The 26,623-nt window shown below is 69.1% G+C and carries 29 protein-coding genes; 8 read left to right on the top strand and 21 right to left on the bottom strand.

Features of this window, described 5'->3' with window-relative positions; genetic code table 11:
• The first annotated feature begins 64 nt into the window (after positions 1-64).
• Positions 65-754: a DUF1045 domain-containing protein gene (locus ROJ8625_RS15385; RefSeq protein WP_085792772.1), complete on the top strand. Its 690-nt coding sequence runs from the start codon at positions 65-67 to the stop codon at positions 752-754.
• Here the strand turns inward: ROJ8625_RS15385 and phnN are convergent.
• The 5 genes from phnN to ROJ8625_RS15360 form a co-directional block, all read right to left on the bottom strand.
• Positions 736-1,278, bottom strand: a complete 543-nt coding sequence (phnN, locus tag ROJ8625_RS15380; protein WP_085792771.1) for a phosphonate metabolism protein/1,5-bisphosphokinase (PRPP-forming) PhnN — start codon at positions 1,276-1,278, stop codon at positions 736-738. The genes ROJ8625_RS15385 and phnN overlap by 19 nt on opposite strands.
• Positions 1,275-1,958: a phosphonate C-P lyase system protein PhnL gene (gene phnL / locus ROJ8625_RS15375; RefSeq protein ID WP_085792770.1), complete on the bottom strand. Its 684-nt coding sequence runs from the start codon at positions 1,956-1,958 to the stop codon at positions 1,275-1,277. Before phnL ends, phnN begins: the two co-directional genes overlap by 4 nt.
• A gap of 88 nt (positions 1,959-2,046) precedes the next feature.
• On the bottom strand, positions 2,047-2,817 hold the full coding sequence (phnK, locus tag ROJ8625_RS15370; protein ID WP_085792769.1) for a phosphonate C-P lyase system protein PhnK: 771 nt from the start codon (positions 2,815-2,817) through the stop codon (positions 2,047-2,049).
• Positions 2,814-3,212, bottom strand: coding sequence for a VOC family protein (locus ROJ8625_RS15365; protein WP_085792768.1), 399 nt, complete (start codon positions 3,210-3,212; stop codon positions 2,814-2,816). The genes phnK and ROJ8625_RS15365 overlap by 4 nt, the downstream gene beginning before the upstream one ends.
• Entirely contained in the window at positions 3,209-4,093 is an 885-nt protein-coding gene (locus ROJ8625_RS15360) for an alpha-D-ribose 1-methylphosphonate 5-phosphate C-P-lyase PhnJ (protein ID WP_085792767.1), read from the bottom strand. The genes ROJ8625_RS15365 and ROJ8625_RS15360 overlap by 4 nt, the downstream gene beginning before the upstream one ends.
• A gap of 130 nt (positions 4,094-4,223) precedes the next feature.
• Here ROJ8625_RS15360 and ROJ8625_RS21065 point away from each other — a divergent pair, with 130 nt between their 5' ends.
• Positions 4,224-4,391 carry a hypothetical protein gene (locus ROJ8625_RS21065; RefSeq protein WP_159456780.1) on the top strand — a complete coding sequence of 56 codons (168 nt, stop codon included), beginning with the start codon at positions 4,224-4,226 and terminating at the stop codon, positions 4,389-4,391.
• 44 nt (positions 4,392-4,435) lie between these two features.
• Here the strand turns inward: ROJ8625_RS21065 and ROJ8625_RS15355 are convergent, their stop codons facing one another.
• Genes ROJ8625_RS15355 through phnG form a run of 3 tightly spaced genes read right to left on the bottom strand, consistent with a single transcriptional unit; the run spans position 4,436 to position 6,599 of the window.
• The gene (locus ROJ8625_RS15355; protein ID WP_085792766.1) at positions 4,436-5,545 is read right to left on the bottom strand and encodes a carbon-phosphorus lyase complex subunit; all 1,110 of its coding nucleotides are present in this window, start codon (positions 5,543-5,545) and stop codon (positions 4,436-4,438) included.
• Positions 5,545-6,114 carry a phosphonate C-P lyase system protein PhnH gene (gene phnH / locus ROJ8625_RS15350; RefSeq protein WP_085792765.1) on the bottom strand — a complete coding sequence of 190 codons (570 nt, stop codon included), beginning with the start codon at positions 6,112-6,114 and terminating at the stop codon, positions 5,545-5,547. Before phnH ends, ROJ8625_RS15355 begins: the two co-directional genes overlap by 1 nt.
• Positions 6,114-6,599, bottom strand: a complete 486-nt coding sequence (gene phnG, locus ROJ8625_RS15345) for a phosphonate C-P lyase system protein PhnG (RefSeq protein ID WP_085792764.1) — start codon at positions 6,597-6,599, stop codon at positions 6,114-6,116. Before phnG ends, phnH begins: the two co-directional genes overlap by 1 nt.
• A 140-nt stretch (positions 6,600-6,739) precedes the next feature.
• Between phnG and phnF the strand changes: the two genes are divergently transcribed.
• Complete coding sequence (gene phnF, locus ROJ8625_RS15340; RefSeq protein ID WP_085792763.1) at positions 6,740-7,456, top strand: phosphonate metabolism transcriptional regulator PhnF; 717 nt, start codon at positions 6,740-6,742, stop codon at positions 7,454-7,456.
• Here the strand turns inward: phnF and ROJ8625_RS15335 are convergent.
• The 13 genes from ROJ8625_RS15335 to ROJ8625_RS15275 form a co-directional block, all read right to left on the bottom strand.
• Positions 7,435-8,061, bottom strand: coding sequence for a DapH/DapD/GlmU-related protein (locus tag ROJ8625_RS15335; RefSeq protein ID WP_085792762.1), 627 nt, complete (start codon positions 8,059-8,061; stop codon positions 7,435-7,437). The two genes, phnF and ROJ8625_RS15335, sit on opposite strands and share 22 nt — an antisense overlap.
• Positions 8,061-9,386: a phosphonate ABC transporter, permease protein PhnE gene (gene phnE / locus ROJ8625_RS15330; RefSeq protein WP_085792761.1), complete on the bottom strand. Its 1,326-nt coding sequence runs from the start codon at positions 9,384-9,386 to the stop codon at positions 8,061-8,063. Before phnE (ROJ8625_RS15330) ends, ROJ8625_RS15335 begins: the two co-directional genes overlap by 1 nt.
• The gene (gene phnE / locus ROJ8625_RS15325; RefSeq protein ID WP_085792760.1) at positions 9,383-10,258 is read right to left on the bottom strand and encodes a phosphonate ABC transporter, permease protein PhnE; all 876 of its coding nucleotides are present in this window, start codon (positions 10,256-10,258) and stop codon (positions 9,383-9,385) included. Before phnE (ROJ8625_RS15325) ends, phnE (ROJ8625_RS15330) begins: the two co-directional genes overlap by 4 nt.
• Before the next feature lie 62 nt (positions 10,259-10,320).
• Positions 10,321-11,217 carry a phosphonate ABC transporter substrate-binding protein gene (phnD, locus tag ROJ8625_RS15320; protein WP_085792759.1) on the bottom strand — a complete coding sequence of 299 codons (897 nt, stop codon included), beginning with the start codon at positions 11,215-11,217 and terminating at the stop codon, positions 10,321-10,323.
• A gap of 61 nt (positions 11,218-11,278) precedes the next feature.
• Positions 11,279-12,103 (bottom strand): phosphonate ABC transporter ATP-binding protein, encoded by an 825-nt coding sequence (gene phnC / locus ROJ8625_RS15315; RefSeq protein WP_085792758.1) that lies wholly within the window; start codon positions 12,101-12,103, stop codon positions 11,279-11,281.
• Between the two features lie 93 nt (positions 12,104-12,196).
• The gene (locus tag ROJ8625_RS15310) at positions 12,197-13,354 is read right to left on the bottom strand and encodes a WD40/YVTN/BNR-like repeat-containing protein (protein ID WP_085792757.1); all 1,158 of its coding nucleotides are present in this window, start codon (positions 13,352-13,354) and stop codon (positions 12,197-12,199) included.
• Positions 13,355-13,436: 82 nt separating this feature from the next.
• Positions 13,437-14,444 carry a YeiH family protein gene (locus ROJ8625_RS15305; protein ID WP_085792842.1) on the bottom strand — a complete coding sequence of 336 codons (1,008 nt, stop codon included), beginning with the start codon at positions 14,442-14,444 and terminating at the stop codon, positions 13,437-13,439.
• A gap of 189 nt (positions 14,445-14,633) precedes the next feature.
• Complete coding sequence (locus ROJ8625_RS15300) at positions 14,634-15,695, bottom strand: TRAP transporter substrate-binding protein (protein ID WP_085792756.1); 1,062 nt, start codon at positions 15,693-15,695, stop codon at positions 14,634-14,636.
• Positions 15,696-15,720: 25 nt separating this feature from the next.
• Entirely contained in the window at positions 15,721-17,196 is a 1,476-nt protein-coding gene (locus tag ROJ8625_RS15295) for a TRAP transporter large permease (protein ID WP_085792755.1), read from the bottom strand.
• A complete protein-coding gene (locus tag ROJ8625_RS15290) occupies positions 17,197-17,784 on the bottom strand; it encodes a TRAP transporter small permease (RefSeq protein ID WP_085792754.1) in 588 nt (195 codons plus the stop codon). It lies immediately after the preceding gene.
• Between the two features lie 89 nt (positions 17,785-17,873).
• A complete protein-coding gene (locus ROJ8625_RS15285; RefSeq protein ID WP_085792841.1) occupies positions 17,874-18,380 on the bottom strand; it encodes a flavin reductase family protein in 507 nt (168 codons plus the stop codon).
• 13 nt (positions 18,381-18,393) lie between these two features.
• A complete protein-coding gene (locus ROJ8625_RS15280) occupies positions 18,394-19,290 on the bottom strand; it encodes an aldo/keto reductase (RefSeq protein ID WP_370738476.1) in 897 nt (298 codons plus the stop codon).
• Entirely contained in the window at positions 19,287-20,444 is a 1,158-nt protein-coding gene (locus ROJ8625_RS15275; protein ID WP_085792753.1) for an LLM class flavin-dependent oxidoreductase, read from the bottom strand. The genes ROJ8625_RS15280 and ROJ8625_RS15275 overlap by 4 nt, the downstream gene beginning before the upstream one ends.
• 149 nt (positions 20,445-20,593) lie before the next feature.
• On the opposite strand from ROJ8625_RS15275, the gene ROJ8625_RS15270 reads away from it, so the two are divergent.
• The 5 genes from ROJ8625_RS15270 to ROJ8625_RS15250 all read left to right on the top strand — a co-directional run bounded on the left by ROJ8625_RS15270 (position 20,594) and on the right by ROJ8625_RS15250 (position 26,587).
• Positions 20,594-21,676 carry a Gfo/Idh/MocA family protein gene (locus ROJ8625_RS15270; RefSeq protein WP_085792752.1) on the top strand — a complete coding sequence of 361 codons (1,083 nt, stop codon included), beginning with the start codon at positions 20,594-20,596 and terminating at the stop codon, positions 21,674-21,676.
• A 237-nt stretch (positions 21,677-21,913) separates the two neighbouring features.
• The gene (locus ROJ8625_RS15265; protein ID WP_085792751.1) at positions 21,914-22,564 is read left to right on the top strand and encodes a paraquat-inducible protein A; all 651 of its coding nucleotides are present in this window, start codon (positions 21,914-21,916) and stop codon (positions 22,562-22,564) included.
• Positions 22,534-23,190: a paraquat-inducible protein A gene (locus tag ROJ8625_RS15260; RefSeq protein ID WP_085792750.1), complete on the top strand. Its 657-nt coding sequence runs from the start codon at positions 22,534-22,536 to the stop codon at positions 23,188-23,190. The genes ROJ8625_RS15265 and ROJ8625_RS15260 overlap by 31 nt, the downstream gene beginning before the upstream one ends.
• Before the next feature lie 2 nt (positions 23,191-23,192).
• Entirely contained in the window at positions 23,193-26,024 is a 2,832-nt protein-coding gene (locus ROJ8625_RS15255; protein WP_085792749.1) for an MlaD family protein, read from the top strand.
• A 5-nt stretch (positions 26,025-26,029) separates the two neighbouring features.
• Positions 26,030-26,587, top strand: coding sequence for a PqiC family protein (locus ROJ8625_RS15250; protein WP_085792748.1), 558 nt, complete (start codon positions 26,030-26,032; stop codon positions 26,585-26,587).
• Positions 26,588-26,623: the final 36 nt, after the last annotated feature.

Here is a 26,623-nt window from a genome sequence, read left to right as displayed (position 1 = left end):
CGCTGTCCTGCTTCATCATGGGTGCGGCCGCGCGCCGTGACAGTCCCGATCTAGGCCGACACACGTGACCGACTACACCCGCTACGCCGTCTACTACGCGCCCGAGCCGGGCGTCTTTGCCGACACAGCCGCGCGCTGGCTCGGCTGGGACGCCGGCGCCGGCGTGCCGCGCGATCCGCCCGACGTTCCCGGCCTGCCCCGCCCGGTTTCCGAGATCACCGCGCGCCCGCGCAAGTACGGCGTGCACGGCACGCTGAAGCCGCCCTTCCGCCTGTCCCCGGACAGCACGCAAGACGCCCTCGCCGCCGACGTCGCGGCCCTCGCCGCGCGCACCGCGCCGGTCACCCTGCCAGGCCTGCGACTGGCGCAGATCGGCCCGTTCCTCGCCCTCGTGCCCGAGGGCGACACTGCACCCCTCGCAGCCCTCGCCGCGGCGACGGTCGCCGACCTCGACCACCACCGCGCGGCCCCGACGGAGGCCGAGAGCGCCCGGCGCCGCGCCGCCCGCCTGTCGGAGCGGCAGGAGGCCCTGCTCGCGCGCTGGGGCTATCCCTACGTGATGGAAGAATTCCGCTTCCACGTCACGCTGACCGGGCCGCTGCCGCCCGAAGAGCGCGACGCCACGCACGACGCGCTCGCGGCCTGGATCGCCCCGGTGCTGCCCGCACCCTTCGCGGTGACCTCGCTCGCCCTCTTCGGAGAGGCCGAGGACGGGATGTTCCATCTCCTGCACCGCTACGCCCTGTCCGGCTGAAGCGCATCAAGAAGCTGCGCGAGCGCCGTCTCCAGCGCGCCGGAATTGTCGATCTCCGTCACCGGGAGCGCCGCGGGCAGCGGGGGCGGCACGCGCGCCACCCGCGCCGCGATCTCCGCGGCGTCTTCGCGGCCGCGCTCGGCCAACCGCGCTGCAAGCACGTCGCGCGGCGCGGTCACGAGAAGCACGCGCAACCGCGGAAACACCGCGGCCGCCGCGCTCAGCATCGCCCGGGAGCCGTTGAAGATCACGTCGTCTCCCTCGGCCTGCACCCGACGAGCGCTCTCCGGCAGAGCGTAGCACAGCCCATGCGCCTCCCACACGAGCGCGAAAGCGCCGGCGGCGCGGCGCGCGGCGAATGTCTCGGCGCTCACCCCCTCGAAATCCTCGCCGCCCGCCGCTTCCGGCCGGGTGACGACCCGCCGCACCACGTGCAGCCGGGGCCGCCGCGCGGCCGCGGCTGCCAGGAGCGTGTCCTTGCCGGCGCCCGAGGGCCCGACCAGCGCGAAGGCCCGTCCCGTCACACCGCGCGCCCGGGCGCGAACGCGCTCACGTCGACCTCGCGATCGGCCACCGCGTCGCGCGCGGCGGCGTCGTGGAAAATCCCCACGATCGCCGCGCCACGCGCCTTCGCCTCGGCGATCAGCTCCAGCACGACGGCCCGGTTCGCCACGTCGAGGCTCGCGGTCGGCTCGTCGAGAAGAAGCGCCGGCAGGTCCTGCGCGAAGCCGCGCGCGATGTTGACCCGCTGCTGCTCCCCGCCGGAAAAGGTGGTCGGCGACAGCTCCCACAAGGGCCGCGGCACGTTCAGGCGCTGCAGCAGCGCCTCGGCGCGCGCCACGGCCGTGGCCCGCGGCACCCCGACGGCGCGACAGGGCTCGGCCACCACGTCGCGCGTCGCGACCCGTGGCACCACCCGCAGGAACTGGCTGACATAGCCCAGCGTCTCGCGCCGGAGCCGGATGATCTCGCGCGGCGCGGCCCGCGCCACGTCGGTGGCGCCCACCCGTATGCTGCCCGACGCCGCGCAGTAATTGCCGTAGATCAGGCGCATCAGGGTCGACTTGCCCGCCCCCGACGCCCCGGTCAGCGCCACGCATTCGCCCGGCGCGACCCGCAGCGCCGCGCCGCGCATCACCGGGATCACCGCCCCCCCCTGGTTGTGGAGCGTGAAGCTCTTCGACACGTCCCGCAACTCTATCATCGCTCCGCCTCTCCGTCCGGCCCCGCGGCCGATCCTTCATCTTGCCTCGAAACCCCGGGGGTGTGGGGGCAGAGCCCCCACGCCGGTCTCACACCTGCAGCACGCTCGACACCAGAAGCTGGGTATACGCGTCCTGCGGATCGTCGAGCACCTGGTCGGTCAGTCCCGCCTCGACCACGCGCCCGTCCTTCATCACCATCAGCCGATCGGCGAGAAGCCGCACGACGGCCAGATCGTGGGTCACCACCACCGCCGACAATCCCATCTCGCGCACGAGCCCGCGCACGAGATCGAGAAGGCGCGCCTGCACGCTCACGTCGAGCCCGCCGGTGGGCTCGTCCATGAAGACGAGCCGCGGCCCGGTCACGAGATTGCGCGCGATCTGCAGCCGTTGCTGCATACCGCCGGAAAAGTCGCGCGGCCGGTCGTCGATGCGGTCGCCTGCGATCTCGACCCGGCCGAGCCAGTCGGTCGCCTCGGCGCGGATCGCGCCGTAGTGCCGCTGGCCGACAGCCATCAGCCGCTCGCCCACGTTGCCGCCGGCGCTGATGCCCATCCGCAGCCCGTCGCGCGGGTTCTGGTGCACGAACGCCCAGTCCGTGCGCCCGAGCATGCGGCGCTCGGGCTCGGACAGGCCGAGCGTATCGACCGGGCCGCGGTCCCGCGTGTCGAAAATCACCTGTCCCTCGTCGGGCGCCAGGTGTCCCGACAGGCACCCGAGCAGCGTCGATTTGCCCGACCCGCTCTCACCGACGATCCCCATGACCTCGCCGGGCCAGAGGTCGAAGCTCACCCCGGTGCAGCCGAGCCGGGACCCGTAGCGCTTGCCGATCCCGCGCACGTCGAGAAGCGGCGTCACGGCGTGCCCCGGTCCGGCGCATCGGGCGCGGGCGCGTAGGTGCCGAAGGACCATTCGTGTCCCTCGGGATCGCGCGCCCGATACCGCCGCGTACCGAATTCGGTGTCCTCGGGCGGATAGACGATGTCCGCGCCGCGCGCCGCGGCGGTCGCGTGGTGCATATCGACGTCGTCGACCACGAGGTAGGTGCCGGGGCTTCCGGTGGCCGGCGCCGTGTCGGCACTGCCCAGCATGATCACGCCGGTGCCGTGCGCGAGTTCGGCGTGCAGGACGCGCCCGTCGGGCCCGTCAAAGGCTTGCACCAGGCGAAAACCGAATGCCGCGGTCAGAAAGCCGATCGCCGCGCGTGCGTCGACATACGAGAAGTAGGGAACGATGGCAGGTTGGTGGCTCAAGCACGGTCTCCGGTGGCGGTGGTCGCGATCTGGTCGCGGCGGGTGGCGCAGTAATCGGTGTCCGAGCAGACATACATCCGCGTGCCGGAATCGTCGGTGATCACCTCGTCGAGGTAGCTGTCCTCCGCCCCGCACAGCGCGCAGGGATGGTCCGCCTTCGACGGCTCGAACGGATGGTCCTCGAAATCGAGGCTGACCACCCGCGTGTGCGGCGGCAATGCATAGATCCTCTGTTCGCGCCCCGCGCCGAAGAGTTGCAGCGCCGGGCTCTCCAGCTTCGGGTTGTCGAACTTGGGGATCGGCGAGGGATCCATCACGTAGCGCCCCTCGACCTTCACCGGGTAGGCGTATGAGGTTGCGATATGGCCGTGCCGGGCAATGTCCTCGTAGAGCTTCACGTGCATGAGCCCGTATTCCTCGAGCGCGTGCATCTTCCGCGCTTCGGTCTCGCGCGGTTCGAGGAACCGCAGCGGCTCCGGGATCGGCACCTGGTAGACGAGGATCTGGTCCTCGCGCAGCGGCGTCTCGGGCACCCGGTGGCGCGTTTGGATCACGCTGGCTTCGGGGGTCCTCTCGGTCGTCGCGACACCTGCGACACGCTCGAAGAACTTCCGGATCGACACCGCGTTGGTGGTGTCGTCGGCCCCCTGGTCGATGACCTTCAGGCAATCCTCGGGCGTGAGACAGGCTGCCGTGACCTGCACGCCTCCGGTGCCCCAGCCGTAGGGCATCGGCATCTCGCGGCTGGCGAACGGCACCTGATAGCCCGGGATCGCGACCGCCTTCAGCAGCGCGCGGCGGATCATCCGCTTGGTCTGGTCGTCGAGATAGCCGAACGTGTAGCTCTGCCCGGCTGTCGCGACGGGTCGCAGGTCATCCATGTCGCGTCTCCTTCGCAGGGCGTCGGGTCGCCGGCGCCGCGGCGAGATGCCCGCGCGCGCGCACAGGCCCGCCCCGCGCCCGCCGCATTCCCCCGTCAGCCTGTCCCTGCGACAGGGAACGGGAGGCGGCATGGACTGGACGCTCACGATGATCTTGCTCGGGTTCGCCGCCCTCCTCGGCGGCCGGCTCTGCGTCGGCCTGTGGTTCGAAGGCAGCGCGCTCAACGGCATCTTCGAACGCATCGAGGACTGGGCCTGCGAAAGCGACGCGGACGATAGCGGCGACGGCGGGGACTGAACCGACGGCGAGGACGCCGGGCCCGGCGGAGGAGCGGCACGCGATCATGGCGCGACCTCCGCGTCCGGGCCTGTGGATGGATTCGCGTCCGCACCGGCCTCGCGCCGCAAACGCCGCACCAGCTCGAGCTCCGACTGGAAATCGACGTAGTGCGGAAGCTTGATGTGCTCGAGGAACCCAGTGGCCTGGATATTGTCGGCGTGGCTCAGCACGAACTCGGCGTCCTGCGCGGGCGCGCCGGCCGGTTCCTCGCCCAGCTCCTCCCACCGCAGGGACCGGTCGACCAGCGACATGGAAATGGCCTTCCGCTCGCTCTGGCCGAACACGAGCCCGTAGCCGCGGGTGAATTGCGGCGGCTCCGTGCGCGACCCGGCGAATTGGTTCACCGTCTCGCATTCCGTCAGGACCACCTCGCCGATCTCGACGGCAAAGCCCAGTTCGGGCACGTCCATCTCAACCGCGACCGGACCAATCCGCAACTCGCCGACAAAGGGGTGCGTCCGTCCGTAGCCGCGCTGCGTGGAGTACGCCATGCCGAGCAGAAAGCCCTCGTCCCCGCGCGCCAGCGCCTGCAGGCGCAAAGGGCGCTCGGCCGGGTGGGCCATCGGCGTTCGGGTCATGTCGGGCGGCTCGGCCTCCGACGGCACCTCGTCCTCGATCAGCCCGTCGCGGCCGAGATACTCGGTGATGCGCGGCTTGGGGGCCGTGTCGCGCGCCGCCCGCGCCGCCGCCTTTGGCTTCTCGCCCCCTGCCTCCAGCATGAAATCGACGAGGCGGTGGGTGTAGTCAAAGGTCGGGCCGAGCACCTGGCCACCCGGCGCGTCCTTGAACGTCGCGCTGATGCGCCGGTCACAGCGCATGGTGCCAGTGTCCACCGGTGTCGACGCGCCGAAGCGCGGCAGGGTCGTACGGAACGCCCGGACGAGGAAGATCGCCTCGATCAGGTCGCCCCGCGCCTGCTTGATCGCGAGCGCCGCGAGGTCGGGGTCGTAGAGCGAGCCCTCGGCCATCACGCGGTTGACCGCGAGCGTCATCTGCTCACGAATCTGGGCGACGCTCAGTTCCGGCACGTCCGGATCGCCGCGCCGCTCCTCGGCCAGCCAGTCATGCGCGTTGTCGATGGCGCGCTCGCCTCCCTTGACCGCGACGTACATCAGCCAGCCTCCACACGAGTCGAGCGCGGCAGGCCCGCCACCCGGTCGCCGCAGGTCAGGAACAGGTCTACCCCGAGCGGGAACCGGTCGGCGTTCGTGGCCAGCGCCTCCGGCTCCGGCAGTGACAGCCGGTTTTCGGTGGCGATGCCGGGGCCGGTCAGGCGCGCGCCCTCCGCGACGAGGCGGTCGCATTCGACGATCAGGGTGGCGGAGCGGTCGGGATCCTCGGGCGTGCCGATGGCATAGGCGCCGAGCGGCCCGAGCGCCGTCCATTCGCCGATCGCGAAGCTGGCCTCGGCCGGTCCGACCAGCGGCGCTCCGAGGTGGAAAGCCACCCAGTCACGCAGCTCCGGCCGGTCATGATCGCCCGCAAGGTGGAGCGGCGTGTCGCCGTCGCAGAGCACGAGCAGAAGAGTCGCCGCCGCGGGCGACAGCGGCGCGGGCCCCCGCCCGCCGGCAATCCGCCGGATCGTACCCGGCCGCGCCAGCGCATCGAGCGCGGCGCGAAAGGCGCGCGCGGCATCGCGCGCCGGGTCGTCGAACCCACCGATCAGGGCCTCTGCCTGCATCAATCCTCGCCCCGCGCCACGGTGAAGAACTCGACGCGCGTCGCGGCGGCCTTTTCGGCGCGCTCGGCCCGCGCGTGCGCCTCCGCTTCGGTCAGCGGATCCAGAACCTCGGCGCGGAGCGACTCCGCCTGCGACGTCTGCATCATTGCGTCCACCAGCGCCGCGCGCTCGGCATGACGCTCATCGCGCCCCTGCACGTAGGCATGCCCGACGGTGCCGTCCTCGAGGCGCAGCACGCATCGCGTTACCGTCATCTCGCCAAGGTTGAAGGGCGCCCCGGTACCGCCGGCGCGACCACGCACCATCACGCTTCCGGTCTCCGGACGGCGCAGCCATGCGAACGCGGGGAGCGCGTGGTCGAACGTTGCCAGACGTTCGGCCAGCGTCTTTGGCGCGGCACGGGCGAGGAGACCCATCCAGTGCCGCCGCGCCGCGCCCTCCATGTCCGGGCCGGTCTCCGGTGCCGTACGATCCGCCTGCTGCATTCCCTCACCCGATCGCGGTCTCATGTTGACCTGACGCGATTCCTATACAACTATACAAATCAATACGCCCCGGCGACCTGTCGGACAAGCGCACCACGCGTGAAGTTTTCGTGACGCGGGACCAAGCAGGGGGAGCACCGATGCCACGCACGCCGGTCTGGAGCGCGATTGCCCGGACGCTCGAGACCGAGATCGCCGAGCGGCTCTACGCGCCGGGCGCCAAGCTGCCGACGGAAGCAGAGCTTGCCGCGCGGTTCGACGTGAACAGGCACACGGTGCGGCGCGCGCTCGCGGATCTGTCCGAACGAGGGCTCGTGCGGGCGAGACGCGGCGCCGGTGTGTTCGTCGATATCGCGCCCACGGACTACCCGCTCGGCCGTCGCGTCCGGTTTCACCAGAACCTCCGCGCCGCGGGTCACGCGCCGGAAAAGCGTGTGCTGCGGATCGAACGACGCCTCGCACGCACGGTCGAGATCGAAGCGCTTCGCTTGGACGGCGCCGCAGAGGTCATCGTCTACGAGGGTCTGTCGCTGTCCGACGGAATCGCGATTGCGCATTTCGAAAGCGTGTTTCCGAGCGCGCGCCTGCCCGAGATGGAGGCCGCGCTGGCACAGACGGTTTCGGTCACCGAGGCGCTGTCGCGCGCGGGCGTGGCCGACTACGTCCGGGCCGATACCCGGATCACCGCCGAACGCGCGACCGCGACCCAGGCGCATCACCTGAGCCTGCGCGAAGGCGACCCGCTGCTGCGAACCACGAGCCGCAACGAAACGCCCGACGGCGTGCCGGTCGAACGCGGCTCGACATGGTTCGCCGGAGACCGCGTGGCGCTCACCTACGCACCCGAAACAGCGTAGGCCTCGAGAAACGCCTCGGCGCTCAGTCGGCGGAACTCCGGCAGCCGCGCGCGCAGCGTGTCGTGGTCCCAATCCCACCAGGCGAGCGCCTGCATCCGCTCGGCCACCTTGGCCGGATACCGCCGGCGCAACGGCCGTGCGGGCACGCCGCCGACGATCTCGTAGGGGGCCACGTCCTTCGTGACCACCGCGCCCGCGGCGACCACGGCGCCGTCGCCCACCGTGATCTCTGGCCGGATCACAGCGTTGTGGCCGATCCACGTGTCATGACCGATCCGCGCGATGCGCGATCGTCGATGGCGAAAGAACGCCTCATCGAGGTCGGCGTCGTCCCAGTAGTCGTGCGACCGGTAGAGGAAATGATGCAGTGACGCGTTCGCCATCGGGTGATCCGTCGGTCCGATCCGGGCAAAGCTCGCGATGTTGGCGAACTTGCCGATCTCGGCGTTGGCGATATCGGCATAGCGGTCGCAATAGCTGTAATCGCCGATCTCGGCGTGGGCGATCCGGCTGCCGCGCCCCACCTCGCAATACCGGCCGAACCGTGTGTCGGTGATTTCGCAGTCGGGGTGCAGAAACGGGGTGTCCGCGCTCAGCCGTGGCATCAGTCGCCGCGGATCAGCTTGTTGCGAAGCCAGCCCGACACTGTGTCCATCAGGATCACCATGACGACGATAAGCACGATGTAGTAGCTGACCTCTTCCCAGTCCTTCTGCGTGATGATCGCCTGCGTCAGCAAAAGGCCGATGCCGCCGCCGGTGATCGCCCCGATGATCGTCGCGGACCGCGTGTTCGATTCCAGCAGATACAGGACCTGGCTGAGCAGGACCGGCGTGATCTGCGGGATGACGCCGAAGCGGTAGCGCTGAAGCGGCTTCGCTCCCGTCGAACGCACGCCCTCGATCTGGCGGGTATCGACGTTCTCGAGCGTTTCGGAGAAGAGCTTGCCGAAGGTGCCGGTATCGGTCAACAGGATCGCCAGCGTTCCCGTCAGCGGCCCCGGCCCAAAGGCGCGCGACAGCAGGATGGTCCAGATCAGCGCATCGACGCCGCGCGCGAAGTCGAACACGCGCCGGACCGCGAACCGGATCGCGAGGACAGGGGCAAAATTGCGGGCGGCCGCAAAGCCGAGCGGCAACGCCACGAGCGCCGCGCCCATCGTGCCAAGGAACGCCATCAGGATCGTCTCGCCCAGCGCCCAGGCCACATCGGCGTGCCGCCACATCGGGTTGCCCCAGAAATCCTGCCACGCGCCGACGATGTTGGACCGATCGGGGTCGATCCGGTCCCCGAACAGGATCTCGCCCGCCGCGTGGCCATGATACGGCGAGCTCAGCGTGAAGAAGAACAGCTCCCACCCCGCGAAATAGCGGAACACTTCGTTGCGGTTGCGGGTGAGCGACACCCGGCCGGCATGGGTCGTGATGTCGACGCGGGCACCGGAGGCCGAGATGAAGTCCGGCACCGTGCCGTCGGGCGTGTCCAGCGCGATGTCGCGGCCATCATGCTCGGCCGTCACGAGCCCGTATCCGGGCACGTCGTAACGCACCTGCCCGCCGTCGAAGACCGCCAGGTGATCGGGCGCGAGGCGGATCTCGGTCACGTCGCCGTCGCGCGTGACCCAGTCCGGGGCCGCGCCCTCGGCATAGGTGCCCTGCCGTTCGCCCTCGATCGCGACCTCGACGTCGCCCGAGCGATTGTCGCGCGTGACGTGGGTCTTGTAGCTCCAGGTGTCGGAAACGAGCGTGACCATGTTGTCGACCCGGAGCCGACTGGCGAGGCCCGGCAGGTCGAAGGCAAAGAAGATATAGATGAGATAGAGCAGGATCGCCGCCGGGATCGCCAGCGCGATGCGGCGCTGCCGCCGGATGCCGGCCTCGGCGCGCGCGCGCGGATCCGTGGCCGCGAGGGATGCGGTCGCGTCGGTCACAGCGCCCCCTTTCCGTGCGCCAACCGGTGACGGGCGGCACTCGAGAGCTGGTCGAAGAAAACGATGGTCGCGAACAGCAGGATGAAGATCGCCGCGCTTTCGGCGAATTGCCCCTGGCCCCAGGTGATCGCGTTCTTGAGCTCGTAGCCGATGCCGCCCGCCCCGACGAAGCCGAGGATCGCGGAGGCCCGAATGTTGATCTCGAACCGCAGGAGCGCATAGCTGAGCAGGTTCGGCGCGATCTGCGGCAGGACGCCCAGATACATCTGCTGCAGCCACCGCGCGCCGACCGATTGCAGCCCCTCGACCGGTTTGAGGTCGGCGTTTTCGGCCACCTCGGAAAACAGCTTGCCGAGCGCACCGGCGGTGTGGATCGCGATGGCGATGACGGCGGGCATCGGGCCAACCCCCATCAGGAAGATCAGGATAAGCGCGATCACGATGTCCGGGATCGCGCGCATGATATCCATGATCCGGCGGAAGAGCGGTATCGCCCGCGGCCACCGTGCGAGCCCGCGCGTCGACAGGAGCGCCAGCACGATCGCCGCGATGGCACCCACCAGCGTCGCGACCGCGGCAATGTTCACCGTCTCGATGAGTGCCGGAAGAAACGCGAGGAAATGGCCCGGAAGCTCGGCGGCGTTGCGCCATGCCTCGGACACGACGTCGGCGGGGAAGTCGAGGATCTGCGGTAATCCGTCGACGAACCCGCCGGCATTCCGGTCGTTGGCGATGCGGAAACCCGACACCATCAGTGCGACGAAGACGATGAGCAGCAGGAACGAATACGTCTGCCGCCGCCGCACGAGCGCGAGGTAGGCGCTGCGGCTGTCTCCGGCGCGGTCGATGTCGCGGGCGGTCAGGTCGGCCATGACGTCCTCGGGCAAACGAAGGCGGGCCCCGCAACCGGGGCCCGCCCTGGGTCAGGTCGCGATCAGCTCGACTCGGCCTTGCGGACCTCGATGATGGTCTCGTAGGCGTCGTGCGTGATCGGGGTGAAGCCCGCGGTTTCACCCGCCGCGACGCCGTAGGCGCAATCGGGATCGGTTTCGTGCAGGTTCTGCACGAGGTCCACCATGGTCTGCTTCACGTCGTCCGGCAGCGCCTTGCGCAGCACGACCGGGCCTTCGGGGATCGGCTTCGACTTCCAGATCTCCTGGATCGCGTTCATGTCGACGATGCCGGCATCGGCCGCCTTGCGCAGCGCGCCGGAATTGTAGCCGTCTTCCCAGGCGCCGAGCCCGTCCGCCCAGGTCACGCCGGCGTCGATGTCGCCATTTGCGACCGCGACGATGGTCTGCTCGTGACCGCCGGTGAAGCGCACGTCACCGAAGAACTCTTCCATGTCGGCACCGATCTCCTGCGGGATCTCCACCTGCGGGATCAGGTAGCCCGAGGTCGAGTTCGGGTCGCCGAAGCCGAAGACCTTGCCCTCGGCGTCCTGCAGGCTGCCGATGCCCGAGTCCGTCCGGGCAAAGCCGATCGAATGATAGGAGTACGAGCCGTCGAGGTTGGTCTTCACGAGCACGGGCTCGACCGCCTCGGGATCCTGCACGTAGACCCCGGCATAGGACGACGCGCCGAGCCACGCCATGTCGATGGTGCCGCCCAGAAGGCCCTGCATCACGCCGTTGTAGTCGGCGGGCGCGAACAGCTTGACCGGAACGCCGAGCGCCTCGGTGGCGTAGTCCGCGAGGCACTGGTTCGACGCGAGACGGTCCTGCGCGTTCTCGCCGCCCAGGAGGCCGATGTTGAATTCCTCGATTTCCTGCGCGGCGACCGGCGCGGCCAGCGCGGTGGTGGTCAGGGCCAGAGCGATCAGTGTCTTCATGGTACTCTCCGTTGGTTGCCGACCCTTGTCGCGGGTCCGGTCTGGTGGAAGCGGTAAAATCTCAGACGGTCGCCTCGGCGTCGCGCAGCGCGGCCTCGGCATAGAGGTCGCGGTCACGGATCTCGGTCGACGTGGCATCTTCGGAGAAGTCCGCGCCTGCGCCGTAGATGTCGCGGGCCGCGCCAGTGGTCAGTTGCGCCGGCGTGCCGTCGAAGACGATCCGTCCCAGCCGCATGCCGATGACCCGGTCGCAGTAGCGGCGCGCGGTATCGAGCGTGTGGAGGTTGGCGATCACCATGCGGCCGTCCTCCTCGTGGATGCGCCGAAGCGCCTCCATCACGGTCTGCGCATTCATCGGGTCCAGAGACGCGATCGGCTCGTCGGCGAGGATCATCTTCGGCTCCTGCATCAGCGCCCGGGCGATCGCCACGCGCTGCTGCTGGCCGCCCGACAGCGCCTCGGCGCGCTTGGCCGCATGCTCGGCGATGCCCAGACGCTCGAGGATGTCGATGGCGCGGTGGATGTCCTCTCGCGGAAACAGGTTGAACATCGTCGCGAGGGTCGATCGCTGGCCCAGCGTCCCGTGGAGCACGTTCGACACCACGTCGAGCCGCGGAACGAGGTTGAACTGCTGGAAGATCATCGCGCAATCGGACTGCCATGCCCGCTTCGCGCGGCCCCGAAGCTGCAGCACGTCGCGCCCGTCGAACAGGATGCGCCCCTCGCTTGCGTCGGTCAGCCGGCTGATCATCCGCAGCATCGTCGACTTGCCGGCGCCCGAGGCGCCGATGATTCCGATCATCCTCGGCGCGTCGACCGTAAAGCTGGCGGCGTCCACGGCGGTATTGGCGCCGAAGCGCTTGGTCAGGCTCTCGATCCGGAGCATGCGTCCCCCACAATGCTGGGGCTGCATATGCGCGCGTCCGGCAACCGGTTCGTGACGGTTCCGAAAAGGTTTTGTGACGGCGCCGGCGGGGCGTCAGGCGTGGGCCGCCGTCTCCACGCAGAGGATCGTCGGCAGGTGGCGCGCGATCTCGGACCAGCGCGCCCCCTCGTCATCCGAGGCAAAGACCGACCCTGTATTGGTGCCGAAATAGACCCCCGCCGGATCAAGCGTATCGGTCGCCATCGCCTGCCTCAGCACGGTGAAAAAGCAGTCGCGCCCCGGAAGCCCGTCGCGCTGCGCCTCCCAGCGCTCGCCGCCGTCGCGCGAGCGCCAGACCGCCGCGGCCGCGCCGGGCGGATAGCGGCCCTCCGTGTCCCCGTTGAGCGGCAAGACCCAAAGCGTGTCCGGATCGCGCGGGTGCACCGCGACCGGAAAGCCGAAGGTCGAGGGCAGGCCGGCGGTGATGTCGTCCCAGTTGCGTCCGCCGTCGCGCGAGCGGAAGACGCCGTGGTGGTTCTGCTGGTAGAGCACGTCGCGCGCGCCCGGCGCGCGCACCATGTTGTGTACGCAGCTGCCGACGTGGCTGCCGTCTCCGCCGGCGGTATGCGCCGGGGCCGGCATCGCGTTCGACCGGCGCGTGCGTGGCTCCCAGCTCTCGCCGCCGTCCTCGCTGGCGAAGACGCCGGCGGCCGAGATGCCGAGCCAGAGCTTTTCCGGCGCGCCCGGCGCGCCCACGATCGTGTGCAGCGTCAGGCCCGCCGCGCCCGGGTTCCAGGCGTCGCGCCCCGGATAGCCGGCAAGGCTGTCGACCAGCGTCCAGCTGCGACCGCCATCGGCGCTCCGCAAGAGCTGCGCCGGCTTCGCACCGGCGAAGAGGAGCCCGTCGGCGGCGTGCAGGGACCACACCGCCTCGATCGTGCCCGAGAACGGTGCGGGATCGCCCGGCGCAATCCCCAGCGTCGCGGCGAGGTCGGGATCCGCGCGCACCCAAGCGTCGAACTCGCCATCTGCGAGCTTCGCGAGCGTCCAGCTCTCGCCGCGATCCTCCGAGCGCCAAACGCCGGCACCCGAAAAGCCGCTGCCGCCGCCGGCCCAGAGCGTTCCCGTCGTCGGGTCGGCGGCCACGTGGTTGATGGCCCAGCCGTCGCAGAACGGGCCACGCAGCGTCCAGTCGCCGCGCCCGCCCGGGCCGCCGCCATCGAGGCGGAAGGCGCCCTTCGTCGTGCCGATCAGGATCGTGACCGAATCCATCGCCGCCCCCGCGCCGGTCCCACGTCGTCGATCAGCGTACCACGAAACCGCGCACCGCCCGCGTTTTCCGCGACCGGACCGCTCAGAGCAGCAGCAAGGCGCCGGCGAGCACGAACAGGGCGAGGAACAGGGTCTCGCCCACCAGCATCAGGATCGCGGTGCGCCCGACCTTCAGGAGGTTGGGGATCGAGGTCTTCATGCCGACCGCCGCGATCGCGGTCAGCAGCGCCCAGCGCGACACCGCGTTGGCCAGCTCGCGGGCGGGCTCGGGCACGATCCCGGCGGAATTGGCCGCCGCCAGCACGAGGAAGCCCAGCACGAAGCCAGGCAACAGCGGCGGCCGGGCACCACCGGCCCCCTGCGCCCGCAGGACAAGGGCGGCGATCAGGACGACGGGCGCCAGCAGGCTGACCCGGATCAGCTTGACCAGCGTCGCCGCGTCGCCCGCGCCGTCCGACACGGAATAGCCGGCGCCGACGACCTGCGCCACGTCGTGAATCGTTCCGCCGAGGAAGACCCCGGTCACCACCGGATCGAACCCGACCGCGCCCGCCAGGATCGGGTAGAGGATCATCGCGACGGTCGACAGGACGGTGACACCGACGACGGTAAAGACCAGGTCCTGCTCGGAGCGGTCGGTGCGCGGCAGGATCGCGGCGATGGCCATGGCCGCCGAGGCGCCGCAGATCGCCACCGAGCCGCCGGTCAGGAAGGCGAAGCGCCGCCCGCGCCCGAAGAGCGGCGCGGCAAGTTGCGCGATACCGATCGTGGCCGCAACCCCGGCCACGGTCAGGAGCACCACGCCGGCGCCGAGATCGAGCACAAGCTCCGCCGAGATCCTCACACCGAGGAGCGCGACCCCGACCCGAAGCACGTGCCGCGCCGCGATGTCGATCCCGGGCGCCGCGCGCCCTTCCTCGGACAGGAAATGCAGCGCGATCCCGAGCAGGATCGCCATAAGCATCGCCGGAGCCCCGTAATGCTCGGCGAGGAACTGCGCGGTCACCGCGACACACCCCGCCACCGCCAGCCCAGGAAAGGCCCGGTCGGCTTCCGATTTCAGCACCGCCGGCCGAAAGGCGCCTCGCATCGCCGTCCACTCCATGCGCGCGGACGAGACGCGCATGCCGCCGGGACGGCGCGCTCGATCCGCGCTTCATCTTGCCGATAAACCCCCGCCGGAGGCTCCCGCACGGGCCGCCGGCGCGGACGCCGGGCCGCGGGGGGCCGGCGCCGCCTGGACGGCCCCGCGCCGTGTGTCGGCGCGGGGCCGCGCGTCCTACTCGAGATCCGCCGCGATGTCGGCGTCGATCTCTTCCTCGACCTGCGCGACGGCGTCGCGCAGCGCCTGCAGTACCTCGTCACCCTGGTCGACGTTCTCGCTGAACCACTGGTAGACGGGCTGCACCGCGTCCTGGAAAGCCTGCTTTTCCTCCGGCGTCGGCACATAGACCTCGCCACCGGCGGCCGCGAACTCCTCGTAGGCCGAGATCGACTTGCGCTTGGGCGAGGCAAAGGTCGCCTGCTGCAGCTCGGCGAAGCCGTTGACCACGACCCGGCGCATGTCCTCGGGCATCGACATGAACTTCTCGTTGTTCATCACCCAGATGGCCGCCATGTAGGCGTGCCCGTCCAGCGTCAGGTACTGCAAGCCGGCATCGGGGAACTTCATGTTCATGATGTCGGTGATGCCGTTCTTGGTGCCGTCGACCACCCCGGTCTGCAGCGAGGTGAAGAGCTCGGGCCACGGGATCGGCGTCGGCGAGGCGCCGAGCACCTTCACCAGCTCCTGCGGCAGGTCGGCGACGACCGTGCGCATCTTCATGCCCTCGAGATCCGCCGGCGTGGCGACGGTCTTCTGCGTGTTGGCGAAGTTGCGCCACCCGCCGGTGTTGCCGATGGTCATGATCCGGATCGCGTCGCCCGAGGACTCGAGCGCGAGATCACGCAGCGTGCGCGTGAAGTCGGTGTCGGTCAGCACCGCCTCGGCCACGCGGTCCGAACGCATCAGATAGGGCAGGTCGAACACCTGCACGTAGGGGAAGATGCCCGCGGCCCCGCCGGAGGTGGTGACGAACACGTCGATCGAGCCGTCGGCGACGCCCTGCAGGCACTCGGCGCCGTTCGAGCACAGCTGCGTGCCGATGAAGAGCTCCACCTCGATCGCGCCGTTCGACGCCTGCTCGACGAAGTTCTTGAACACGATCAGGCCGTCGTAATCCTCGTCCTGTTCGTTCGAATTCGCGGTCGCGCGGATCGTGTACTCCTGCGCCGCCGCGGCCGTCGCGGTACCGGCGAGGATGCCGGCCGCCGCGAGGGCCTTGAGGGTCGTTGTCAGCATGTGTTGGCCTCCCTGTCTGCTGAGCTCAGTTCGCGAAGCCCGCGAGCCGCGGGATCGTCATGGAAATCGCGGGGAAATAGGTGATCAGAAAGATCACCAGCACTTCGACCGCGAGAAACGGCAGGATCGCCTTCGAGATCGTCTCGACCCGTTCGCCCGACACCGACGAGGCGACGAAGAGCACCAGGCCCATCGGCGGCGTCGCCAGCCCGACGGTCAGGTTCACGCTCATGATGATGGCGAAATGCACCGGATCGACGCCGAGCCCGGTGAAGACCGGCCCGAGGATCGGCCCGAGGATGATGATCGCCGGCCCCGCGTCGAGGAACATGCCCACGATGAACAGCAGCACGTTGATCAGGAACAGCAGGATCAGCGGGTTCTCGGACAACGACAGGATGAAGTCGGCCATGATCTCGGGCGCGTGGGACAGCGACACCACGGTCTTGAAGCTGACGGCCGCGCCGACGAGCAGCAAAACCGTCGCCGAGGCGATCGCCGAGCGCCGCAAAACGTCGGCGAGGTCCGCGACGCGCATCACCCGCAGCACGCCGAACGACACGATCAGCGCATAGGCCACCGCGATCGCCGCGGCCTCGGTCGGGGTGAAGACGCCGATGAGGATCCCGCCGAGAATGATGATCGGTGTCTGGAGCGGCGCCACGGCCTTCTTGCAGACGATGCGGAAATCCCGGCTGACCCGGCCGCGATACCATACCAGCGCGAAATGCGCCGGCACCAGCAGGCCCAGATAGACCGCCAGGCCGCCCTCGCCCCAGCCTGCCGGCAGGAGCCAGCTGAGCATGTAGAGGACGCCGGCGACGTTGAGGCGCAGCAGCGCGAAGCTGACCCAGTATTCGACGGGTGCAATGGTCGCGTCGCGCTCGACGATGCGTTCGGCTTTGGGCAGGTCGTACCGGTCGGCGAGCGCGCGGACCGTCAGCATCAGCCCGACGCCGACGAGCAGCCCGGGCACGATCCCGGCGAGGAACAGCGCCGCGACCGATTGGCCCATGACGTAGGCGTAGATGATCATGATCCCCGACGGCGGGATGATCGGCCCGATCACCGAGGACGCGGCGGTGATCGCCGCGGCGAAGCGCCGTGTGTAGCCCTGTTTCTCCATCGCCGGGATCAGCGTCGACCCCAGCGCCGAGGTGTCGGCCACCGCCGAGCCCGACAGGCCGGCGAAGAGGATCGAGGACAGGATATTGACCTGCGCGAGCCCGCCACGCAGGTGGCCCATGAACGCCTGCGCGAACGACACGAGCCGCTCGGTGATGCCGCCGCGGTTCATGATCTCGCCGGCGAGTAGGAAAAACGGCAACGCCATCAGCGGGAAGCTGTCCATGCCGTTGTAGAGGTTGCGGTAGAGAAGCGCGAGATCGCGCTCCTGCCCGTTAAGCCACAGCAGCGCGCCAGGCGCGAAAAGCAGCGCGAAGAAGACCGGCAGACCGACGATCAGGAGCACGAGAAAGACCGGCAGGAACCAGACCAGCATCTATTCGGCCTCCGGAAGGTCGCCCGGCGCGAGGGGCGAGAGCGTGTCGGCCTCGCCGCCGATCCGAACGATCTGGCGCAGGATCAGCTCCACGGCGACCACCGTCAGGAGCACCATGCCGATCCAGACCGACATGTACATCCAGGCGAGCTTCACGCGCACGGTCTCGCCGCCCACGAGGTCGAGCGGCACGCGCAGCGAGGACGAGTTGAAGAGCCAGCCGGAATTGACGTGATTCCAGCCGAGCTGGATCCCGACCGCCAGGACGCAGAGAGACAGCGCCAGGAGCACGAGAACGAGGACGTCCGCCACGCGGCGCGGCATCAGGCGCTGCACGGTGTCGATGGCGACGAACCCGCCGCGGCGGAAGGCCGTCGGCGCGGCGAGACCGGTCATCCACAGCATCAGGAAGCGCGCCGCCTCGTCCGGCCACGGCAACGCGTTGTTCAGCACGTAGCGGAAGAACACCTGCGCCAGGATCACGATGACCATGATCGCCAGCGCCACGAGCGCCAGCCCGCGCCCGAGCGCCAGCGCCCAGCGGTTCCAGAGCTCGAGCGGCACGAGCAGTCCGCGCACGAGTCCCATCGTTTCCTCCCATCCAGCGCCCGCGCCCGGGGCGCCGCTCCTCCGCCGTGTCCGGCGTCCTCGCCCGCGTTGTCCGCGGGTCGTCCGTTTCAGCCCAGCGCCCGGAAGCCGCCGAACTGTCCCTGGAGGAACAACAGCGGCTCGCCCTCGCGCATGCGCACACGCTCTACCCGGCCCACCACGATCACGTGGTCGCCGCCGTCGTGCACCGCGTCGCGCGCGCACTCGAAATGCGCGAGCGCCGACTCGATCAGCGGCACGCCGCGTTCGTTCTCGGTCAGGTCACCGGGCCGGAAGCGGCGGGCGTCCTTGGCGACCTCGGAACAGAGCGCCGCCTGATCGGCGGCAAGCACGTGGATCGCGAAATGCTTCGCCTCCGCGAAGGGCCTGAACCGGGCCGACGCCTTGGCCGGCGACCACAGCACCAGCGGCGGATCGAGCGACAGCGACGCGAAGCTGTTGGCGGTGATCGCAATGGGCCCGTCCTGGGTCTGGGTGGTCACGATCGTCACGCCCGTCGCGAACCGCCCGAGCGCATCGCGAAAAGCCCTTTGCGTCTCGGGGCCGGGCGTGAAGGTCTGATGATCGGTGTCCATGGCCCCATCCATGTCACGGCACCTCGTGGCCGAGCGCAAGGGTATAAAGCTCGAACCATGTCTCACGGTCGAGTGTCACCTTTTCGGCGTCGCCGAGCTGCCGGATGCGCTCGATCGTGTTGGTGCCCATCACCGGAAGGATCCGCGCCGGATGCGCCAGAAGCCAGGCTACCGCGACGGCGGCCGTGTCGACGTCGTGCGCCGACGCGATCTCGTCCAGCCGCGCCCGAAGGCGCGCCGAGCTTTCGGCAAAAAGCGAGCCACCGCCGAGCGGCGACCACGCCATGGGCGGCAGGCCGCGTTCCTGCAGAAACGCCACATCACCGTTGGTGAAGCCCTCGTGCGCGAGCAACGACAGCTCGATCTGGTTGGTCACGAGCGGCGCGTTCATCGCCGACTGGAGCAGCGTCCAGTCGTGCGGCTTGAAGTTCGACACGCCCACATGGCGCACCTTGCCCGCCGCCACGGCGGCGTCGAGCGCGGCGCCCGTTTCGTGGTGATCCATGAGCGGGTCGGGCCGGTGGATCAGCAGGAGGTCGATCCGGTCGGTTCCCATGAGCCGCAGCGAGTGGTCGACGGAGGCCTCGATATGTGCGGCCGAAGTGTCGTAGTGCTTCACCCGCCGGTCGGCATAGCGCCCGGCCGGCGCGACGATGTCGCATTTCGTGACGATCTCGATCCGGTCGCGCAGGTCGGTGCCGGCCATCGCGCGTCCCATCACCTCCTCGGCCTCGTAGCCGCCGTAGATGTCGGCCTGATCCATGGTGGTGATGCCCTGATCGAGGCAGGCCTCGATCTTCGCACGGACGTGCTCGGGGCTCGTGTCGGTGTCGTCCGAAAGCCGCCACATGCCATAGACGATGCGGCTGAGCTCGAGGTCATCGGCGACGGAAATGCGGCTCACGGTCATTTGCGCTCTCCTTCTCCCAGCGGCGTCGCGGGGGTCTCGTTCGGCACGCGTCCGTAGGCGTGCGGCAGCGAGCATGTCTTCAGCTCCGGCAGAACCTTCTGACCGAAGTGCCGGCATTCGTCGAGATGCGGATACCCCGAGAATATGAAGGCGCGGAGACCCATCTCGCGGTAGCGCTCGATCTTGGTCATGACCTGGTCGACCGAGCCGACGAGCGCCGCACCGCAGCCCGAGCGGGCCCGCCCGATCCCCGTCCAGAGCCCCGGCTCCACGTAGCCGTACGTATCGGCGAGTTCGCGCGCCCGCGCCTGGTGGCTCACCCCGAGCGATCCATGATCGTGCGCCCGCTCCCGGATCAGCTGGCCGAGTTCGTCGTCGAGCTTCGACACGAGGTAGTCGGCATACTCCCGGGCCTCGGCCTCGGTGTCGCGCACGATCATGTGAACGCGCAGCCCGTAGTCGAGCGTGCGCCCGTAGCGCTCGGCCACGGCGTTCACGTCGCGCATCCGCTGGGCCAGCTGCTCTTCCGGCTCGGGCCACATCAGGTAGACATCGCAATGCTGGCCGCAGAGTTCGAGCGCGTGGGGAGAATAGCCGCCGAAGTAGAGCAGAGGTCCGCCGTTCTGCTGGTAGGGCTTCGCGGGATCGGTCCAGAGATCGCTGAAGCTGTAGACCTCGCCCTCGTAGTCGATCCTGTCGCGGGTCCAGGCCTGCTTGAGGATTTCCACCACCTCGCGGGAGCGCTGATAGCGGAAGGCGCTGTCGGCCTTTTCGCCGGGGAAGTCCGAAGAAATGACGTTGAGCGTGAGCCGGCCCTTCATCATGTGATCGATGGTCGCGATGGTGCGGGCCAGCATGATCGGCTGCATTTCCCCGCAGCGGATCGCGGCCAGCATGTTGATGTCGGACGTGACCTGCGAGCCGGCGGCGACGAAGGACAGGACATCCTGCCCCACCTGGTAAGACGACGGGCACAGGATGTTCCGAAAGCCCTGTTTCTCGGCCTCGCGCAGGATGTCCGAGCAATGCGCCCAGCTCGACCGCAGCCGCCCCTCGGGCACGCCGAGGAACTGGTAATCGTCCGAACACAGCGCCGCGAACCACGACACTTCACTGGCATCGAGATCGGCGGAGGTGACGGGAACGATGGTCATGGCGACTCCTCTGGCGACTCTCTTCGGTGCTGCGCTTTGACCCTTGCGTAGCATCCGCATTGATGTGCATCAATACTGTATCAATTTTTACGAGTCGTGTCCGGCGCGGCACGACACGACGAACGGCGGTCGGGACGAACGAGGCAGGAATGATCAACTACGGCATCATCGGCGCGGGCATGATGGGCCAGGAGCACATCCGCAACATCCGCCTTCTTGGCGACGCGCGCGTCGCCGCGATCTACGAACCCGACCCGGTGATGGCCGAGGCCGCCCGCGCCCTCGCCCCGGAGGCCATATTCGTCGACTCCGTCGAAGCGGTTCTGGACCAGTCGGCGCTCGATTGCCTGCTGATCGCATCCCCCAACCACGTGCATGTCGATCAGATGGAGGCGATCGCGGCGCGTCGGCCGCTTCCGATGATGGTGGAAAAGCCACTGTTCACCACATCGGAGCAGGCCGAGAGGGTCGCACGCCTGGCTCGCAACTACCCGGCGCCGGTCTGGGTGGCGATGGAATACCGCTACATGCCACCGATCGCGATGATGGTCGACCGCGCGGACGCCGCCACCGGCGGCATCCGCATGCTGAGCTTGCGCGAACACCGCTTTCCGTTTCTCGACAAGGTCGGCGCCTGGAACCGGTTCAACGCCACGTCAGGCGGCACGCTCGTCGAGAAATGCTGCCACTTCTTCGATCTGATGCGCCTGATCCTGCGCGCCGAGCCGGTGCGCGTGTCGGCTTCTGGCGGCGCCGACGTGAACCACCGCGCCGAGGAGTACGACGGGCGCCAGCCCGACATCTGGGACAATGCCTTCGTCATCGTGGATTTCGACGGCGGCCAGCGCGCGATGCTGGAACTGTGCATGTTCGCCGAGGGCGCCCGCTACCAGGAGCACCTGAGCGCGATGGGCCCGGCCGGCAAGATCGAGGCGTTGGTGCCTGGCCCCACGCGGTTCTGGCCCGAGGCGCTCGGTCCCGCACCGGTGCCGCAGGTCATCCTGAGCCCGCGCAACCCCAAGGGCGAACAGGCGCTCGACGTGCCGGTGGACCCGGATCTGCTGGAGGCGGGCGATCACAACGGCTCCACCTTCTACCAGCATCAGCGGTTCCTGCGCGTGCTGCAGGGCGCGGGCGACGTCGAGGTGACGCTGGCCGACGGCGCGAAGGCCGTCGCGATGGGCCTTGCCGCACAGCGTGCGGCCGAAACAGGGCAAGTTGTCACGCTCTGACAGCGGCAGGGGGCGCCGCGCCCGCCATGTCCCACGCGATACAGCGCCCGCCTTGTCGCGCGCGATACAGGCACGCGCGCCCGCGGCGAAACCGCGCGGGCGCTGGATGCGTGCATGGTCGGTAGCAGTGCTTTCACGACAGGTTCGCATGCCTCGAGGCGCTTGCGATCTGGCCTGTCGGGTGGACATTCGCGCCAAGACTACCAAAACTCGCGTGATGCTGGAGGAACGCTGCCGATGACGGAAGTGACAGCCGGCGCGACCGCGCTCGGTCGCCCGCTCGAAGACCTGATCGCCTGTCCGTCGTGCGATGCGCTCTATGTCGCGCGCATGCCGGAGACGGGCGGCCGCGCCGTATGCGACCGGTGTCACACGGTGCTGATCGCGCCAAAACGACGTGCAGGCCTGCGGATCATCGCCCTGACCGTCGCGGTTCTGATCCTCGTGATCTCGGCGGTGTTCTTTCCGTTCCTCGAGATCCACCGGCTCGGCCTCGGCAACCGCGCGTCGATCATCGACACGGCGACAGCGTTCTCGTCCGGGCCGATGGCCATTCTCGGCCTCGCAACACTTTTCATGATCGTGATCGTGCCGCTGATCCGGATGATCCTGATCCTCTACGTGCTGACCCCGGTGGTGTTCGACCGCCCGCCATGGCCGCAGGCCCGGCGCTTCTTCCGCTGGAGCCAGGACCTCAAGCCCTGGGCGATGGCCGAGATCTTTGCGATCGGCTGCGCCGTGGCGCTGGTCAAGGTCGCCGATCTCGCGCAGATCGGCTTCGGCCCCGCCTTCTGGATGTTCTCGGCCCTCGTCGTGATCGTCCTGTTCAACGACAACTACCTCTGCACCTGGTCCGTATGGAAATCGCTCGAAACGCCCCGCGACTGACCGCGCGCGAGGCCGGCCTCGTTGCCTGCCGCAACTGCGCGCGCGTCTGGACGCCCGACCATGACCGCTGCGAGCGCTGCGGTTCGCGGCTGATGTCGCGCGACGCGGGCAGCATCCAGCGGGTCTGGGCGTGGTGGATCGCTGGCATGACCTGCTACATTCCGGCGAACATCTACCCGATGCTGGTGACCGACACCCTGACCCACGAGTCGGCGAGCACCATCGTCGGCGGCGCGGTCGAAATCGCGAACCACGGCTCCTACGGGATCGCCGCGATCATCCTCATCGCCAGCGTACTCATCCCGGTCGGCAAGTTCATCGCCATCGCGTTCCTTGCCGTCACTGCGCGCCGCGGCTCGGGTGTGCCGCCCGAAAAGCGGCAGCACCTTTACGAGATCGTCGAGTTCATCGGTCGCTGGTCGATGATCGACGTCTTCGTGGTGGCGATCCTCTCCGCATTGGTACAGCTCAGCTCGGTCGCGTCGATCCATCCGGGACCGGCCGCGCTGACCTTCGCGCTCTCGGTGATCTTCACGATGCTTTCGGCGCAGAGCTTCGACTCGCGCTTGATCTGGGACAAGGCCCGCGCCCGCCGGATCGCCGCACGACATAAAAAGGACGACTGACAGTGACCGACGACGACACCCGCGAGCTGGGCGAGGTCCCTCTCGAGCCCGAGAAGCGCAGCCTCTGGAGCAAGGTCTCGATCATCTGGCTGATCCCGATCGCCGCGCTCGTGATCGCGCTCGCCGCCGCCTACAACAACTACGCGGGGCAGGGACCGCTCATCGAGGTCGCGTTCGAGAACGCGGCCGGCATCACCGCGGACGAGACCGAGTTGCGGTACCGCGACATCGGCGTCGGCCTCGTCGAGGAGGTCGGCTTCGACGACAATCTCGAACAGGTCGTGGTGTCGATCCGGGTCGAACAGGAGATGGCCGAGTATATCGACGAGGACGCGCGATTCTGGGTGGTGCGCCCCGAAGTCAGCGCACGCGGCGTCTCCGGTCTCGATACCGTCCTCTCGGGCGTCTACGTGCAGGGCGCGTGGGACAACACGCCCGGCGCGTTCCGGAGCGACTTCGACGGGCTCGCGAGCGCGCCGCTCATCGGCTCGGGTGACGAGGGCACGGAGTTTGTCATCACCTCGCCCGAAAGCCTGCCGACGTCCAAGACCCCGATCATCTACAAGGGCGTCGAGGTCGGCATGGTCGACGCGGCCGAAATCGACGCCAACGGCGCGGCGGTGCGCGCCGACGCTGTGATCTACGCCGACTACGCCGATCTGGTGACGACGCAGACGCGGTTCTGGGACATCTCGGGTTTCTCCTTCTCGCTCGGCGCGTCGGGTGCCCGGCTGAACTTCACCTCCTTCGCCTCGCTGATCTCGGGCGGGGTGACGTTCGAGACGCTCGGATCCGGCGGCCAGCCGATCGAGAGCGGGGCCGAGTACGAGCTCTTTCCCGACGAGGACACCGCGCGCGACGACTTCCTCGTGGAAGGCGACGGCGAGGCCGTGGACGTGACGATGGTGTTCGAGGAGAATATCGCGGGCCTGTCCGCCGGCGCGGCGATCGAGCTTGGCGGTCTCCGCGTGGGCGAGGTCGCGAGCCTGACCGGTCTCGTCGATCCCGAGCGCTTCGGCGACGACGAGGTGCGCCTGCTGGTGACCGCGAGGCTCAATCCCGGCCGGTTCGGGCTGGAGGAAGGCGCCGATCAGGAAACGCTCTTCGACTACCTGGAGAACCGGATCGATAACGGGCTGCGCGCGCGTCTGACAAACGCGTCCATCCTGACCGGCGGGCTCAAGATCGAGCTGGCCGACGTCGACACCCCGCCGCCGGGCACGCTCGATTCGGATGCGGACCCCTATCCGCAGCTGCCGACCGCGGCGGCCAACATCACCGATGTCACGGCGACGGCGCAGGGCGCGCTGCAACGGGTCGCGGACCTGCCGATCGAGGAGGTGATGCAGTCGGCGATCGACCTGATGAACCAGACCACCGCCCTGATCGGCAGCGACGACCTGCAGGAAAGCCCGTCCGAACTGCGCGGCATCCTTGCGGCGGTGCGTGGCCTGACCGAGAGCGACGAAGTCCAGGGCATCCCGGAACAGGTGTCGGCGTTGATTGCCCAGCTTCAGGGGACCACGGACACGCTCAACGGCGTGGTCGAACGCATCGAGGAGCAGGACACGGTCGGCGAACTGACCGCGGCGATCTCCACGCTCGGGACGGCCGCCGAAGAGCTGCCAACGCTTCTCGAGGACGCCGAGGCGCTGCTCGAGAACGCCAACGGCGTGCCGCTTCAGGAGCTGTCGCAGGAAGTCTCGACCCTCCTCGCCGCGGCGCAGACCCTCGTCGGCGAGACCGAGACCCTGATCGCCAGCGAGGATGTGCGCGGCGTGCCGACGGAACTGCGCGGCCTTCTGTCCTCCGCGCGCGGCGTGGTCGAGAGCGAGGACGTCCAGGGCCTGCCGGCCGAGGTCACCACGCTTCTGACCGAGCTGCAATCGACCGCCTCCACGCTCGATAGCGTGGTCGGCACCATCGAAGAGCAGAACACGGCTGCGACGCTGACCGAGGCGGTGGCCTCCGTCGGACGGGCGGCGGATCGCTTGCCCGCCCTCCTCGACCAGACCGAGGAGGTGATCGCCGGGGCCAACGACGTGCAGTTCGACCAGATCTCGGCCCAGGTGTCGGACCTGCTGCGGGCGGCACAGTCGCTTCTCGCTCAGATCGACACGCTGGTCGGCAGCGAAGACGTGCAGGGGGTTCCGGCCGAACTGCGCGGCACGCTGGCCGCGGCGCGCGGCGTCGTAGAGAGCCAGGAGGTCCAGGGACTGCCCGGACAGGTCGGCGGCCTCGTGACGCAGCTCGAAAGCGCCAGCGAGACGCTCAACCGCCTCCTCGCCGAAGTCGAGACCCAGGATGCAGTGGGCAAGCTCGTCCAGGCAGTCGAGGACGTGCAGACGGCGGCCGACGGCCTTCCGGCGATCGTCGACGAGGCGCGCGGCATCGTCGAGCGCGCCGGCGAAGTGCCGATCGACCAGCTGACCGCCGACATAAACGACCTTGTGAACTCAGCCGACGCGCTGGTCGATCAGGAGAGCACCCGCGCGCTGCCGGGCGAGTTGAACGCCGCGCTCGAAGATCTGCGCGCGACGCTGGCCGAACTGCGCGAGGGTGGACTTGTCGAGAACGCAAACGCGACGCTCGCCTCGGCACGCGGGGCTGCGCAGGCCATCCGCGACGCGAGCGAGACGCTTCCCGCCCTGTCGGCGCAACTGCGCACGCTGGCCACGCAGGCGGGCGCGACACTCGGCACCTACGAGGACGACGCGCCCTTCACGCGTGACACGCGCGCCGCGATCCGGCAGGTGACCGAAGCCGCCGAAGCGGTGGAACGGTTGGCGCGCACCATCGAACGCAATCCGAACTCGCTCATCCTGGGACGGTGAAAGACATGACCTTCAAGATACTCATTGCGGCCGGCGCGCTTGCGACACTTGCCGCCTGCGGCGCCGGCGATACCCGCTACGCGACCCCGCCGTCGCAGCCGACCGCACGGGTCGCATCGGCCTATCCGACGCTCGAGGTGGTCGAGGTGCAATTGCCGACCTACGCCGCGTCCGAGGATATCTACGTCGCGGCGCCGGGCGGCGCACTGGCCCCGCTCGGCCCGCTCTGGGCCGACGATCCGGGGCGCGCGATGACGCTACAGCTGGCCCGCGACCTGTCGGCGATCACCGGCGCGCAGGCGGCGCCGGAACCCTGGCCGTTCCGCGACTACGCCGCCGCCAAGGTGGATGTGCGGCTCGAAGACATGCTGGCGACCGCGGAAGGGGCGTTCCGGCTGTCGGGGCAGTTCTTCGTCGCGCCCGATGCAGGCGGACGCGACCAGTCCGGCGCGTTTTCGATCGAGGTGCCGATCCCCGAGGGCGCCGGCGCCGCGACCATCGCCGCGGCACGCAGCGCGGCGGTCACCCGGCTTGCCGAAACGATCGCCCGCCGCGGTCTCTGACACCTCGAGCGGCGATCAAATGCAAAGGGGCGGGCC

The organism is Roseivivax jejudonensis, assembly GCF_900172265.1.
In the GTDB taxonomy this organism is placed as follows: Bacteria; Pseudomonadota; Alphaproteobacteria; order Rhodobacterales; family Rhodobacteraceae; genus Roseivivax; species Roseivivax jejudonensis.
Note: the sequence above shows the minus strand (reverse complement) of the source record. Positions and strands in the feature narration are given on the sequence as shown.